General features: G+C 69.4%; 13 protein-coding genes and 3 pseudogenes. 8 read left to right on the top strand and 8 right to left on the bottom strand.

Going from position 1 to position 13,627, the window contains the following annotated elements; translation table 11 throughout:
* Window positions 1-157, bottom strand: a pseudogene (locus ACFWP7_RS38505) (DNA-directed RNA polymerase subunit alpha); the annotation flags it as partial.
* Between the two features lie 308 nt (window positions 158-465).
* Here ACFWP7_RS38505 and ACFWP7_RS38500 point away from each other — a divergent pair.
* Entirely contained in the window at window positions 466-747 is a 282-nt protein-coding gene (locus ACFWP7_RS38500) for a molybdopterin-binding protein (protein WP_384391859.1), read from the top strand.
* Here the strand turns inward: ACFWP7_RS38500 and ACFWP7_RS38495 are convergent.
* Window positions 701-925, bottom strand: coding sequence for a helix-turn-helix domain-containing protein (locus tag ACFWP7_RS38495; RefSeq protein ID WP_384391869.1), 225 nt, complete (start codon window positions 923-925; stop codon window positions 701-703). The genes ACFWP7_RS38500 and ACFWP7_RS38495 overlap by 47 nt on opposite strands.
* Window positions 926-1,108: 183 nt before the next feature.
* On the bottom strand, window positions 1,109-1,618 hold the full coding sequence (locus ACFWP7_RS38490; protein WP_384391856.1) for a hypothetical protein: 510 nt from the start codon (window positions 1,616-1,618) through the stop codon (window positions 1,109-1,111).
* Between the two features lie 200 nt (window positions 1,619-1,818).
* On the opposite strand from ACFWP7_RS38490, the pseudogene ACFWP7_RS38485 reads away from it, so the two are divergent.
* Window positions 1,819-1,902: pseudogene (locus tag ACFWP7_RS38485) on the top strand (hypothetical protein); the annotation flags it as partial.
* 88 nt (window positions 1,903-1,990) lie between these two features.
* Window positions 1,991-2,140 carry a hypothetical protein gene (locus ACFWP7_RS38480; RefSeq protein ID WP_384391872.1) on the top strand — a complete coding sequence of 50 codons (150 nt, stop codon included), beginning with the start codon at window positions 1,991-1,993 and terminating at the stop codon, window positions 2,138-2,140.
* 17 nt (window positions 2,141-2,157) lie between these two features.
* Here the strand turns inward: ACFWP7_RS38480 and ACFWP7_RS38475 are convergent, their stop codons facing one another.
* Complete coding sequence (locus tag ACFWP7_RS38475) at window positions 2,158-2,844, bottom strand: M24 family metallopeptidase (protein ID WP_384391854.1); 687 nt, start codon at window positions 2,842-2,844, stop codon at window positions 2,158-2,160.
* 294 nt (window positions 2,845-3,138) lie between these two features.
* Between ACFWP7_RS38475 and ACFWP7_RS38470 the strand changes: the two genes are divergently transcribed.
* Window positions 3,139-7,152 (top strand): molybdopterin-dependent oxidoreductase, encoded by a 4,014-nt coding sequence (locus ACFWP7_RS38470; RefSeq protein ID WP_384391867.1) that lies wholly within the window; start codon window positions 3,139-3,141, stop codon window positions 7,150-7,152.
* 217 nt (window positions 7,153-7,369) lie between these two features.
* Here the strand turns inward: ACFWP7_RS38470 and ACFWP7_RS38465 are convergent, their stop codons facing one another.
* Complete coding sequence (locus tag ACFWP7_RS38465) at window positions 7,370-7,846, bottom strand: molybdopterin-dependent oxidoreductase (protein WP_384391851.1); 477 nt, start codon at window positions 7,844-7,846, stop codon at window positions 7,370-7,372.
* A 433-nt stretch (window positions 7,847-8,279) separates the two neighbouring features.
* Between ACFWP7_RS38465 and ACFWP7_RS38460 the strand changes: the two genes are divergently transcribed.
* Window positions 8,280-8,699 carry a molybdopterin-binding protein gene (locus ACFWP7_RS38460; RefSeq protein WP_384391847.1) on the top strand — a complete coding sequence of 140 codons (420 nt, stop codon included), beginning with the start codon at window positions 8,280-8,282 and terminating at the stop codon, window positions 8,697-8,699.
* 77 nt (window positions 8,700-8,776) lie between these two features.
* Here the strand turns inward: ACFWP7_RS38460 and ACFWP7_RS38455 are convergent, their stop codons facing one another.
* Window positions 8,777-9,697 (bottom strand): LysR family transcriptional regulator, encoded by a 921-nt coding sequence (locus ACFWP7_RS38455; RefSeq protein ID WP_384391844.1) that lies wholly within the window; start codon window positions 9,695-9,697, stop codon window positions 8,777-8,779.
* A gap of 206 nt (window positions 9,698-9,903) precedes the next feature.
* On the opposite strand from ACFWP7_RS38455, the gene ACFWP7_RS38450 reads away from it, so the two are divergent.
* A complete protein-coding gene (locus ACFWP7_RS38450; protein WP_384391841.1) occupies window positions 9,904-10,254 on the top strand; it encodes a DoxX family protein in 351 nt (116 codons plus the stop codon).
* Window positions 10,255-10,656: 402 nt separating this feature from the next.
* Here the strand turns inward: ACFWP7_RS38450 and ACFWP7_RS38445 are convergent, their stop codons facing one another.
* Window positions 10,657-11,298: a superoxide dismutase gene (locus ACFWP7_RS38445; RefSeq protein ID WP_384391838.1), complete on the bottom strand. Its 642-nt coding sequence runs from the start codon at window positions 11,296-11,298 to the stop codon at window positions 10,657-10,659.
* A 171-nt stretch (window positions 11,299-11,469) separates the two neighbouring features.
* On the opposite strand from ACFWP7_RS38445, the pseudogene ACFWP7_RS38440 reads away from it, so the two are divergent.
* Window positions 11,470-11,820 (top strand): annotated as a pseudogene (locus ACFWP7_RS38440) (tRNA (adenosine(37)-N6)-threonylcarbamoyltransferase complex transferase subunit TsaD); the annotation flags it as partial.
* Here the strand turns inward: ACFWP7_RS38440 and ACFWP7_RS38435 are convergent.
* Window positions 11,811-12,854 (bottom strand): NAD(P)-dependent alcohol dehydrogenase, encoded by a 1,044-nt coding sequence (locus tag ACFWP7_RS38435; protein ID WP_384391836.1) that lies wholly within the window; start codon window positions 12,852-12,854, stop codon window positions 11,811-11,813. The pseudogene ACFWP7_RS38440 and the gene ACFWP7_RS38435 sit on opposite strands and share 10 nt — an antisense overlap.
* Window positions 12,855-12,949: 95 nt before the next feature.
* Here ACFWP7_RS38435 and ACFWP7_RS38430 point away from each other — a divergent pair, with 95 nt between their 5' ends.
* Window positions 12,950-13,555 (top strand): TetR family transcriptional regulator, encoded by a 606-nt coding sequence (locus ACFWP7_RS38430; RefSeq protein WP_384391833.1) that lies wholly within the window; start codon window positions 12,950-12,952, stop codon window positions 13,553-13,555.
* Window positions 13,556-13,627 lie beyond the last annotated feature (72 nt).

Below are 13,627 nucleotides of genomic sequence, written 5' to 3'. Positions count from 1 at the left end.
ACGTGACCGCCGCACCCGGGATCGAGGAGAGGAGCGTACGACGCAGGGAATTGCCAAGGGTGTAACCGAAGCCCGGCTCCAGCGGCTCGATCACGAACCGGGAACGGAACTCGTCGACGACCTCTTCGGTCAGGGACGGACGCTGAGCAATCAGCACGAGGTGTTGCCTCCAGTGGTTTGGCGCCCGCTATGTGACGCCGTTGACACAACGAAGGGTACGGGGTAAGCGGGCCGACGCGTCCGGATCGTCGAGGATGGCGGCTGCGACCATGGTCGCAGCCGACGCTGTTCGCCGATCTGTACAGGCCGCGACGGGCTCCGGATTCCGTCGCGACAAGGCTTCCGGTGTGTCGTCGTACAGCATTGGGCGGGCCGCGCGTCTGCTGAGGGGTGAGTCCGGAGACCGTGCGGCGATGGGCGGACGTGGGTCGGCTGCCCATGGGGCGGGACGGTTCGGGGAACCGGGTGATCGACGGCGCGGGACTGGCGCGGTTGGCGCAGGAGCGCGCGGCCGAGGACGAACGCAGCGTTGACAGTGGTCCGCCCATCTCGGTGCGCAACGCGTTCACGCGCATCGTCACGGCGCTGACGGTCGACGATGTCGTGGCCCAGGTGGAGATCCAGGCCCGGCCGCACCGGGTGGTGTCGCTCGTGACCCGGGAAGCGGTCGAGGAGTTGGACCTCGCGGTCGGCGTCACGGTCATCGCGCGGGTGAAGTCGACGAGCGTGCACGTCGATCGCCCGTAGCCGGAGGCGTACGGCACAGCAGGGCGGCCCACAGGTCGAGGCGGTCGTAGAGGCGGGACAGGCCGCGGCCGGTGACGTGCTCGATGCGCTGGATGCGGTAGTGCACGGTGTTGACGTGCCGGTGCAGGGCCTCCGCTGTACGCGCCCATGAGCCGTCGTGGACCAGGAACGTTTCCAGGGTCTGGAGCAGCGCGGCGGCGGAGGCGTTCCGGGTGTCGAGCAGCGGGCCCAGGGCGGTGCGGCTGTAGGCGGTGCGGACCTCGGCCGATATGCCGGTCAGGAGGCTGTCGAGTCCGGTGAGGGACGCGGAGTCGACGAGGGACGAGGACTGGGGTGCGGTGGTGCGGGCCGAGGCCAGGGCCTAACAGGCCTCGGCCAGTGCCCCCTTCAGGTCCTCCGGCCCGGCGGCGGGCGATCCGATGCCGCCGTACAGCGGGATGGACGGTTCACAGGCGGCGAGGAGCGGCCAGACCTCGGCGAGCGTGTCGACCACGGTATCCGCCTCCCGTACGACGGCGTCCATCTCTCGTACGAAGGCGACGAAGCGCCGTCCGGCAGGCCGCCCTACGGAGGCGCGGTCCGGCCGCGCATGGGCGACCGCCTCCGTCAGCGGCCCCCTCCGCCAGCGCCCCTCCGTCAGCGCCCCCTCCGTCAGTCCCGCGCGTTGCGGTCCAGTCGCGGCGACGATCACCCGGTAGGGGTCCTCGGCCGGAAGCCCGCAGGCCCGCAGCGCGCCTTCCGCGGCGGCGGGTGTGGCGGCGGGTGTGGCGAGCAGCGTCCCGAGTTCGTCCGCCGTCTGGTGTTCGGCGGCCCGGCGCCGGGCCTGTGACTCCTGGTTGCGGGCGAGGATCGCGGCGATCTCGTGCAGCATGCACGGCGGAGTGTCGCCTGGCACCGTCGACCGGATCACCGTCCGCCAGTCCGACACCGACGTCGTCAGGCACGACACCGGCGCCTTCGCCTCAACCGGCGTGGTGGTCGCGGGCAAGGCGACCCTGCGCGCCTCTCGCGCCCTCGCGCCCTCGCGGACATACTCCTCGACTTCGCCGCCGCCCCCTGCGGGTACCGGTGATGAACGCCATGCAGTGCTGCGGTCAGGTCGAGGGAGGTGTCGCCCAGGTGTTGGGCGCGACGCTCTTCGAGAACGTACGCATCGACGAGCGCGGAGCGGTCGAGACGGCCGACTTCCGCCGCTACCGGCTCCCCCACGTACGCCGAGATCCCGCACACGGAAGTCCACTTCATGGAGACCGCCGACGCCATCGGGCCGCTCGGCGCCAAGCCGATGAGCGAGAGCCCCTTCAACCCGGTCGCTCCGGCCTTGGCGAACGCCCTGCGCGACGCGACCGGCGTCCGCTACACGGAACTCCCGCTCACCCGCGACCAGGGATAGCTCGCCCTCGACGAGCGTCAGAGGTCCAGCAGTTCCTCGTAGAAGCCTCCGAAGCCCCGGTCGAGGTCGACGAGATGGATCTCCAGGATCCAGTGCAGGAGTCGCCCCGCCTCGTCCGTGCGCCGTAGCGGCTTGCCGTTGGCGGGCACGATGTGGGAGTCGACGTCCTCCCAGTCGTTGTGCTCGGGCGGGAACTCGCCCACCAGGTGGCCGGCGTGCCAGCCGCCCAGCTGCCAGCCCGCTTCGGCCGCCCTCCGCTCGACCTCGGCGTAGAGCTGCTTGCCGGTGATGTCCGGGTCCGCTTCGAAGGCCCGGCGTCCCGCCGCGAAGACGGTCGCCAGGTCATCGCGCAGGCGGTGCTTGACGGGGTCGTCGCCGAGTACGAAGGTCCGCCCGAAGTCGGCCTCGAACTCCTCGAAGATCGGCCCGAAGTCGGCGAAGACGATGTCGTCCGCGTCGATGACGCGGTCCGGCGGGTTCTCGCGGTACGGCAGGAGGGTGTTCGGACCGGACCGCACGATCCGTTTGTGCCAGTAGTGTGTGGTCCCGAACATCTCGTTCGCCAGGTCACGCACCCGGTCACTGACCGCGCGTTCCCCCTGGCCCGCGGTGACCAGGTTCCGTGTCTCGATCTCGGCGAACAGCAATGCCGCCTTTGCCTGGGCGTCCAGCAGCCGTGCCGCGCGTGTGGATTCGTCCGTCACGCTGCTCACCGTAGGATTACCAGGTTGGTTGGGGCAACCGCGTTGATCACGGCGGAAACCACTCCCCCGACCGGCCCTCCGGCCGTTGCGGAGCTCCAGACCACCTCCTCACATGCCCCGGAGCACGGCTGTGTGGAGGGCGTAACCCAAGCTGATCGGACGGCGTGACACCGGCGCAACGGGCACTTCGTAGCGTCGGCGGAGGAAGGATCCGATCACCTGGAGGGGCCGCCCGTGACCACGACCACCACTCAGGTGCGGACGGTCTGCTCGTACTGCGGTGTGGGCTGCGGGATGGTCCTCGACGTCGGGATGGGGCCCGACGGGCGGCGTACGGTCCTCAAGGCGTCCGGCGACAAGGCGCACCCCGCCAACTTCGGCCGCCTGTGCACCAAGGGGGCGACCACGGCCGACATGCTCGCCGCCCCCGGACGGCTGACCACCGCCCTGGTGCGCGCCGAACGCGGCGCGGAGGCCGAGGGCACCCCGGTGAGCACCGCGATCGCCGAGACGGCGCGGCGGCTGCGCGCGGTGATCGATGAGCACGGGCCTGACGCCTTCGCCTTCTACGTCTCCGGACAGCTGAGTCTGGAGGCCCAGTACCTGGCGAACAAGCTGGCCAAGGGCTTCGTACGCACCAACCAGATCGAGTCGAACTCGCGGCTGTGCATGGCCGGCGCGGGCACCGGCTACAAGCTTTCACTCGGCGCGGACGGCCCGCCCGGCTCCTACCAGGATTTCGAGCAGGCGGACGTCTTCCTCGTCATCGGCTCCAACATGGCCGACTGCCACCCCATCCTCTTTCTGCGGATGATGGACAGGGTCAGGTCGGGCGGCGCCAAGCTCATCGTCGTGGACCCGCGCCGCACCCCGACCGCCGACAAGGCCGACCTGTTCCTGCCGGTCCGGCCCGGGACGGACCTGGCACTGCTCAACGGCCTGCTGCATCTGCTGTACGAGAACGGACACACCGACGCCGAGTTCATCGCCGCGCACACCGAGGGCTGGGAGGCGCTGCCGGAGTTCCTGGCCGACTATCCGCCCGCCACCGTCGCCGAGATCACCGGCGTCCCCGAGCACGACATCCGCGAGGCCGCCCGGCTCATCGGCGAGGCCGGGGAGTGGATGAGCTGCTGGACCATGGGCCTCAACCAGTCCACGCACGGCACCTGGAACACCAACGCCCTGGTCAATCTGCACCTGGCGACGGGCGCCATCTGCCGCCCCGGCAGCGGTCCGTTCTCGCTGACCGGCCAGCCCAACGCCATGGGCGGCCGGGAGATGGGCTACATGGGTCCGGGCCTGCCCGGCCAGCGTTCGGTGCTGGTGGACGAGGAGCGCGCCTTCGTCGAGGAGCTGTGGGAACTGCCCCCGGGCACGGTCCGCAAGGACGGGGTCGGCCAGGGCACGATTGAGATGTTCCAGAAGATGGCCGACGGGGAGATCAAGGCCTGCTGGATCATCTGCACCAACCCCGTTGCCTCCGTGGCCAACCGCAAGACCGTCATCGAGGCCCTGGAGAGGGCCGAGTTCGTCGTCGCCCAGGACGTCTTCGCCGAGACGGAGACGAACGCCTACGCGGATGTCGTGCTGCCCGGAGCGCTGTGGACCGAGACCGAGGGCGTCCTCATCAACAGCGAGCGCAACCTCACCCTCGCGCAGCCCGCCATGGAGCCGCCCGGGGAGGCGATGGCGGACTGGCGGATCATCGCCGCCGTCGCCCGTGAGATGGGGTACGAGAAGGGTTTCTCGTACGACAGCGCAGAAGAGGTCTTCGAGGAGATCAAGCGCGCCTGGAACCCGAAAACCGGATACGACCTGCGGGGCGTGACCTACGAACGGCTGCGGTCCACCCCCGTGCAGTGGCCGGCGGCGAGCGCCGACGGGCCCGACCGCAACCCGATCCGCTACGTGGACGAGGACGGCGGCGGTCCGGTCTTCCCCACGGCGAGCAGCCGGGCGATGTTCTACGCCCGTCCGCACATCCCTGCCGCCGAGATGCCCGACGACGACTACCCGTACGTCCTGAACACCGGGCGCTTGCAGCACCAGTGGCACACCCTCACGAAAACGGGCAAGGTCGCCAAACTCAACAGGCTCAATCCCGGGCCGTTCGTGGAACTGCATCCCGGCGACGCCGACGTGCTCGGCATCGCCGACGGCGACTCGGTGGAGGTCGCCTCGCGGCGCGGACGGGCGGTGCTGCCCGCCGTGGTGACCGACCGGGTACGGCTCGGCTGCTGTTTCGCACCCTTCCACTGGAACGACCTGTTCGGCGAGTACCTGAGCGTCAACGCCGTCACCAGTGACGCCGTCGACCCGCTCTCCTTCCAGCCGGAGTTCAAGGTGTGCGCGGTGTCGCTGACAAAGGTGGCGACTCCGGTGTCCGTGGCGGTACTTCCACCGGTCTCGGCCGGCGCTCGTGCCGCGCTGGGTCCGGCTCCTGTGGGTGTGACCACCACACCAGCGGGGCCTGTGGGCCTGTTCGGCCTGGAGCCCGCCCCACCGCCCGTGCTGGCCGAGCACGAGCGCCGGTACCTGATCGGGTTCCTTGCCGGGATCGAATCAGGCGCTCCTGGTGTGCCGGTGCTGCCGCCGGGCGCTCCCTTCAGCCCCGAACACGCGCTGTGGGTGAACGGTGTGCTGGCCGGTATGTACTCACGGGCCGTCCCGGCGACGCCCGCCTCCCCCGTCCGGGAGGTCGTCGTTCTCTGGGCCTCGCAGACCGGCAACGCCGAGGAGTTCGCGGCGGCTGTCGCCGACCGGCTCATCACCAACGGGCACAGGGCCACCCTCGTCGACATGGACGACGCCCAGCCCGGGAACCTGCCGTCCGGCGCCGACATCCTGTTGATCACCAGCACCTTCGGCGACGGCGACGCCCCCGACAACGGCTCCGGCTTCTGGGCCGCCCTGACCGCACCCGACACACCCCGCCTGGACGGTGTGCGGTACGCGGTCCTCGCTTTCGGCGACTCCTCCTACGACGACTTCTGCGGCCACGGCCGCCGTCTCGACCGGCGCCTCGACGAGTTGGGCGCGGTGCGTCTGGCCCCGCGTACGGACTGCGAGCCCGACTTCGAGCCCTCGGCCAAGGCTTGGCTCGACAAGGTCCTCAGCTCCCTGGCCGACGCACCGGAGACGGGCTCGGCGCCCGCGCCGACCACTACTTCCGCTCCCCGGTCGAGAAGGCCGGCACCCGTCACCGCCCGCCTGACCGGCAACCAGCTGCTCAGCCTGCCCGGCGCGGGCAAGGAGGTCCGCCGCTTCACTTTCGACACCCGCGACAGCGAGACACAGCTCCTGTACGAGGCCGGGGACGCTCTCGGCGTACGCCCCGTCAACTCTCCGGACGTCGTGAGCGAATGGCTGGCCACCACCGGCCTGCACCCGGAGACCACCGTGGATCTGAACGGCACCGGTGAGGTCCTCCTCCACGAGGCCCTGCACCGGCATCTGGACATCACCCGCATCACCCCGGACCTGCTGCGCTTCGTCGCCGAACGCACCCACGACCGTGTACTGAAGAAGCTGCTGCGCTCCGACAACAGGGACGGGCTGGCCAAGTGGTCCTGGGGCCGCCAGGCCGTCGACGTCGTCGCCGAGCACCCCGTTCGCGCGACGGCCCAGGAGTGGGCCGAGGTGCTGATTCCGCTCCAGCCCCGCCTGTATTCCATATCGTCGAGCCCCCTCATCGACCCTCACGTCGTCTCGCTGACGGTCTCCGTCGTCCGCTACGAGAATCCGGACGGGCGACCGCGCCAGGGGGTCTGCTCGCCCTTCCTCGCCGACGCCGCGCCTGGCACACCCGTACCGGTCTTCGTCCAGCCCTCGCCGAGATTCCGGCCGCCGGCCGACCCCACCACCCCCACGGTGATGATCGGCCCCGGCACCGGGATCGCCCCCTTCATCGGCTTCCTCCAGGAGCGTCGCGCCCTCGGCCACCGCGCGCCCAACTGGCTCTTCTTCGGCGAACAGCACCGGGCCACCGACTTCTACTACGAGGACGAGCTGACCGACTTCCTCTCCGACGGCACCCTCACCCGCCTGGACACCGCCTTCTCCCGCGACCAACGGGCCAAGGTCTACGTCCAGGACCGGATCCGCGAGCACGGTCCGTTGCTGTGGTCCTGGCTCCAGGACGGCGCCCACCTCTACGTCTGCGGCGATGCCTCCCGTATGGCCAAGGACGTCGACCGGGCCCTGCGCGACGTCGTCACCGCCCATGGCGGTCTCGGCGAGGACGGGGCAGCCGCGTATGTCAAGCAGCTCGCCGCCGACAGACGGTACGTCCGGGACGTGTACTGATCAGTTGCGCGGAAACGTGGCGTCGGTGACGCGGATGCCGGGTCACGGATTTCAGGCGGGCCCAGACCCAAGCGGTCGTCGGTCACTGAGCCGAAGGGCTCAGCGGACCGCGCCGATCGCGTACGGGCCCCTCCACCGGTACGTGCTGTACCGCCAGAGCAGCCACCACCGACCTCCTCAGGATCCGCAGATGCCATTGGACCGCCGACGGGGAGAACTACGTCCAGGACGTGTAGTGACCGTCGACCCGTATCGCGTTGATGCCGCTGATGTGCCGGCCACCGCAGCGGTCCTGGGGCAGGACCAGTTGGGGGCCGGCCCGGTCGAGCCGGGTGTCGTCGATGCTGGCGGCGAGCAGGACCGGGGCCCGGCCGAAGTCGGGGTCGATCTCGGCCCAGGACAGGAGGGCGTGGTGACCGTCCATGCCGGACACCGCGATGAGGAAGCGCAGGCGGTCCTTGCGGCGGGCGGGATCGAAGACGGGACCCGCATCGGACAGCACGTCGTGCAGCAGCGGTCCCGCGAAGCGATGGTGCTGGATGCCGCTGGTGGCGCACTCGAAGCTGACCCGCACGCGGTGCTGGGGCCAGGCGAGCAGGTCCGGCACCGTCAGACGGGCCGGGCGCGCCAGGTCGCCGGTCAGGACGAGCTCCGCCACCGGATCGGCAACCGATTCCACAAGGGACTGGCTCACCGGCTATCACCTCCCGAATGACGGTACCCGGGCAACGATCCCGCACAAACGCACATACCTATCTCTACTTGGCAAACATCCAGCTCATGCGATGCAGAAAGAGACTTGCCCATTGCATTTGCGGCACGCCCCTCCCTGCACGCACAACTGACGGGCCGGGGCAGCAGCCGCCTCAATGACCCCGGTCGCGGCAGCGGAAGCAAGCTCCCCAGGGCGCGCCGATCAAGGCCGCGCAGGTACTTGTGCACCCGGCCCGACGAAGGAGGACTGCGGAAACGTACGGAGGGGCAGCGGCCACGGTCTGCCAGGCACCGACCGTCCTTCGCCTTGCGGATGCGACGCGCTTGGGAGCGGCGGCATCAGGCGCGACTACGGTGAGGCTCACAGCAGGCCCAAAACCTGACATCCGCACCATTCTGTGAGGCGTTCTTCCATGAGCCTGAGCATTCGCAATCAGCTGCCCGGCACGGTCACGGCCGTCACTCCGGGCGAAGTCATGGCGACCGTCAAGGTCCGACTCGACGGTGGCCAGGACCTCACTGCGGCGATCACGCTGGAGGCCGTCAAGGAACTCGGCCTCGCCGAGGGTTCGGCCGTACGCGCTCTGATCAAGTCCACGGAGGTCTCGCTCGCCACGGCCGCGGTCGAGGGTCTGTCCATCCGCAACCAGCTGCCCGGCACGGTCGCCGACGTCGCCACGGGCGGCGCCATGGCCTCCGTCAAGGTCACGGTCCCGGGTGGCGAACTGACGTCCGCGATCACCAAGGACGCCGTCACCGACCTCGGCCTCACCACGGGCTCCTCCGTCGTCGCCCTGATCAAGTCGACCGAAGTCTCCCTCGCGGCCGTCTGATCCGGCACGCGGGCGCGTCCGTTCGGCCCAGCTCGCATGATGCCGGACGGAGCCTCGGCCACGTACGAAGACCCGTTCTACGCCTCCTTCACACTGGTCACCGTGGCCTGCTCACGCTGAGCGACACAGGCGCGTACGAAGGCTTGGACGACGGGGTCGGAGTCGTCGGCCGGTGCCCAGGCGACCCCGACCCGGCTCGGGCTGACGCCGCTGACGGGCCGGTAGACGATGCCGGGGCGAGCGTAGAAGCGGGCGGCCGATTCAGGGGCGAGAGCGAGGCCGTAGCCATTGGCGATGGCGCTGAGCCACTCGTCGGGTTGGTCGGTGACGGCGCCGATGCGGACCGGGTGGCCCTCGCGTTCATCGGCGGCCAGCCAATAGTCCCGCCACCAGCCTGATTCTGGCAGGGCTGCCACGAAGGGCTCGTCCCACAGGTCGCTGAAAGGGATCTGATCGCGCGTGGCGAGCGGGTGGGTCGCGGGGAGTGCGATCCATCGAGGCTCGGTGAACAACTCCTCCACTCGCAGGGTCTCCTGGCCGGGGAAGGGCAGCCGCAGGAGGGCGGCATGCACGTCTCCGCCGATGAGTCCGGCGGTCGGGTTCGACCACGCGGCCTGCCGCATGTCGACCCTCCAACCCGGCTGACGACGGGTGAACTCCGTGATGATGCGTTGGGTGGCCTCATTGGCGGCACTGGCCAGGAAGCCGACCCGCAGCACATGGGCTGCCCGGTCGGCCGTGCTCTTTGTCTCCCGCAGCATCCGGTCCCAGTCGGCCAGCAGGGCGGGCACTCTCTCCGCCAGGGTCCGTCCCGCTTCCGTGAGGGCCATGCCGGCCCGGGACCGTGTGAACAGCCGCACTCGCAGCTGGCTCTCCAGTTGTTTGACCTGTTTGGTCAGCGCCGGTTGGGACACGAACAGTCGATCCGCCGCGCGGGTGAGGCTTCCCTCCTCCGCCACGGCGATGAAGTAGCGCAACAACCGGGTGTCGACGTCCATGCCGTCAGGTTATAGACGCAGGTATTGGACGCAAGTCCAGGGCCGGTCGAGGCTGATGCGGCAAGCGGGCAACGGCTCGCGAGCACCGGGGACGACGAGGAGTTGCCATGCCCGTGCAGATGAACAGATACCCGAGCGGCCCGACGCCGCAGACATTCAACGCCCTCGGCGCCCACCGTTTTGTCGGCTGAGCGGGCGGCCTGCGCATGTTCACCGCCTATGTGGTCGTTACTGTCATCACGATCGCGGTCAACGCCGGGATCGCCATCGCCGACTTCTCCAGGGCCGAGTTCGTCCTTGCCAACTCCGCTGAAGTTGGCCTACCGCAGTCCTGGCTCTTCCCGCTTGCCGCGCTGAAGACCGCCGGAGCTGTCGGACTGCTGCTGGGGCTCTTGGGTGCGCGGTTCATCGGCATCGCCGCCGCGATCGGACTTGTTCTGTTCTTCGTTGGCGCCCTGGGTGCCCACTTCCGCGCCCGGGTCTACCACAACATGGCCTTTCCAGGCGGCTACTTCCTGCTGGCCGTGGCATCGCTCGCCTTGGCCGCCGCGAGATGAACGCCAGGGTGCTACGCAGCAACAGCGACGGTCACCGACCGTTGCGGGCGCGCCCGCGCGATGGCCTGGGGGCCGTGTCCACCCCTGTAGCGAGCACGCCGGCTGATCTGCGACGCGATGACGGCGCTGCTGGACCGTACTCGTCGCTGCCGTCACGGACTACCGCGACACCAAACGGGGGCGGGTCTGATCGCCGTCGGCCATGACCGCGTACTCCAGCACCACTGGTGCGACCGCACCGCCGAGTGGGAAAGCCTGGCCATGGCTGAAGAGAAGCGCAGATGAGGCAAGGGCTCCCGCAAGTCACGTCCTTGCGGGAGCCCACCTTCTTGCCGCCTGCCGCATGAAGGTTGAGAAGACGATCACGAGCAGGACGCTTATGCATGCCCCGAAGGGCTGGCCTCAGGGGGCGAGCAGCAGCACGTCCGCGCGGGACTTCGCGGCGGCGTAACGCCGCGCCACGTCCTGCCAGTTGACGACGGCCCACATGGCGTCGATGAAGTCGACCTTCTGGTTCTTGTACTGCAGATAGAAGGCGTGCTCCCAGGCGTCGAAGACCAGGATCGGGGTGGAGCCCTGGCCGACGTTGCCCTGGTGGTCGTAGACCTGCTCGACGATCAGCCGACCGCTGAGCGGCTCGTACGCCAGGACGCCCCAGCCCGAGCCCTGGGTGGTCGCGGCGGCCTTGGTGAGCTGGGCCTTGAACCCGGCGTACGAGCCGAACGACTCGGCGATCGCGTCCGCGAGTTCGCCCACACCATCGGCGGCCAGCGGCTCGCCACCGCCGTCGCCGCTCATGTTGTGCCAGTAGATCGAGTGCAGGATGTGGCCGGAGAGGTGGAAGGCCAGGCTCTTCTCCAGCCCGTTGACCGAACCCCACGCCTCCTTGTCGCGCGCCTCCGCGAGCTGCTCCAGGGTGTCGTTCGCACCCTTCACATACGCCGCGTGGTGCTTGTCGTGGTGCAGCTCGACGATCTGTGGGTTGATGACCGGTTCGAGCGCCGCGTAGTCGTACGGGAGCTCCGGAAGCGTGTAAACCGCCATGTCCAACATCCTTCGGCTTTGTTATTGCCACATATATGCAACTGCATACTAATAGCAGAAGGAGGCCCCCGCCGATCAGGCGTTGGTCCTAGGACCATGCCGTGTCGCGGGAGGCAGCGCGCACATTGCCGGGCGGGGGCCCACGCTCCGGGTCCAGGTACACATCACTCGGACGCCACTGGAGAGTGCTTCGACAAGGTTGCGCGGTTGCGCAGGTCTTCGGGCTGCCGTATCCCGGCGGTCCGGCCATCGACCGGGCAGCGCGCGTGGGGGATCCGCGCTCTGCCCCCTTCCCGCGCCCGCTGCCCGGCTCGTACGACTTCTCCTTCTCCGGGCTGAACGGCCGCCGCCCGCTGGGCCGAGGGCCACGCGGGTCGTGAACTGCCCGTCGCCGACGGGGCCGCCTCGCCGCAGGAGGCCGTGGCCGACGTGCTGGCGAAGAAGGCCGTCGCTGCCTGCGTCGAGCAGGGCGTACGAACCCCCGGACGCGCTGCGGTGCCTGGCCTCGCCGTTCAACCCAGGTCGGACATGTCGAGTACGAAGCGGTAGCGGACGTCGTTGCGCCGGAGACGGTCGAGGGCCTCGTTCACACGAGCCGAGGGGAACAGTTCGATGTCGGCGGTGATGGCGTGCTTAGCGCAGAAGTCGAGCATGGCGGCGGTCGCGAGCCTGCCGCCGCTGCCCGCGGAACTGAGCTTCTTGCGCCCCACCAGCAGGTCGATGGTCTCCACCGTGACGGGTCCCAGGTGCCCGAGGTGGCTGAGCGTCCCGTCCATGGCCACCAGTCGCAGGTAGGGACGGAGGTCGTGCGGGGCGGAGATGGTGTCGATGACGACGTCGAAACGGTCGCGGGCGGCAGCCATCTGTTCCGGGTCCGTGGAGACGACGAGACCCCGGGCGCCGAGACGGCGAGCGTCGTCGGCCTTGTCGGCCGAGCGGCTGACCACCGAGGTGTCGGCTCCGAGCGCCACGGCGATCTTGACCGCGAGATGGCCCAGGCCGCCAAGTCCCGCCACGGCGACGCGCGTTCCCGGTCCCACACCGAGGGCGCGCAGCGGTTCCCAGACGGTGATCCCGGCACAGAGCAGCGGAGCGGCGGCGGCCGGATCCAGACCTGCAGGGAGGGGGTGGGCGAAGGCGTCACGGACGACGTACTCGCGGGAGAAGCCCCCCAGTGTGACCGATCCGTCGTGCCGGTCGATGCCGTCGTAGGTCAGGGTCGGGAAGGTGTGGCAGAAGTTCTCCTGGCCTGCCCGGCACATGGCGCACTCGCCGCACGAGTCGACGATGTTTCCCACCGCGACCGGGTCGCCGACAGCAAACCGGCTGACCGCGGGTCCTGCCTCGGTCACCACGCCCGTGAACTCGTGCCCCGGCACCAGGGGTTGACCTCCCCCTGCGCTCCGGGCGCTGACGGCGTGCAGATCGGTGTGGCAGACACCGCAGTAGTCGACCCGGACCGCGAGGTCGTCGGGGCGCAGGTCGCGCCGTTCCAGTGGGGTCCGCCGCAGTGTCGTCGACGGACCTTCCACCTGCCAGCCAACGGTGTTCCGCATGGCAACTCCTCATAGACAGACTGGTTGGTCTATTTCACCGTAGAGCCATCTGGCCCACCAGGCAAACCAACTGTTCTGTTTGGTAAGGTCATGGCATGGCCGATCAGCCCCTGACCTCGCGTGGAGCCGCGACGTACCAGCGCATCCTCGATGTGGCGACCCAGGAGTTCGCCGAGCACGGGATCGCCGGAGCGCGCGTCGAGCGGATCGTGGCCGCCGCCCGCACCAACAAGGCGCAGCTCTACGCCTACTTCGGCAGCAAGGACGGGCTCTTCGACGCCATCTTCTTCGGCTCGCTGGAGCGGATCGTGAATGTCGTCCCCATCGACGCCGAGGACCTCGCAGACTGGGCCGTTCGCCTCTACGACGAGTATCTCCGCCGCCCCGACCTCATCCGACTGGCCATCTGGGCGCGCCTGGAGCGACGCCCGGCCGGCCATCTGGTCGACGACCCCGACCGCCTCGGCGACCGCAAACTGCGCGCCATCGCCGAGGCCCAGGCCGCCGGGCTGGTGCGCCAGGGAGACCCGTTCGACGTGATGGCCATGGTGATCGCCATGTCCATGGCCTGGTCACCGGTCAGCAATGTCTACGCGGCGACCGCGCAGGAGCCCCCCGAACTGCACGAGCAGCGTCGCACTCTGCTCCGCGAGAGCGTCCGCCGCGCCATGACAGTCGACCAACTGATCGTTTCAGACTGACGGCACCGCATCATCCGAGGGCGCCGCCCCCGCGCCGCCCGCCCGCCACGTCGGCCAGGAAATCAATGTCCG

Source organism: Streptomyces sp. NPDC058470 (assembly GCF_042721055.1).
GTDB lineage: Bacteria > Actinomycetota > Actinomycetes > Streptomycetales > Streptomycetaceae > Streptomyces.
The sequence above is the reverse complement of the archived record's forward strand: the minus strand, read 5'-3'. Positions and strand labels throughout refer to the sequence as shown.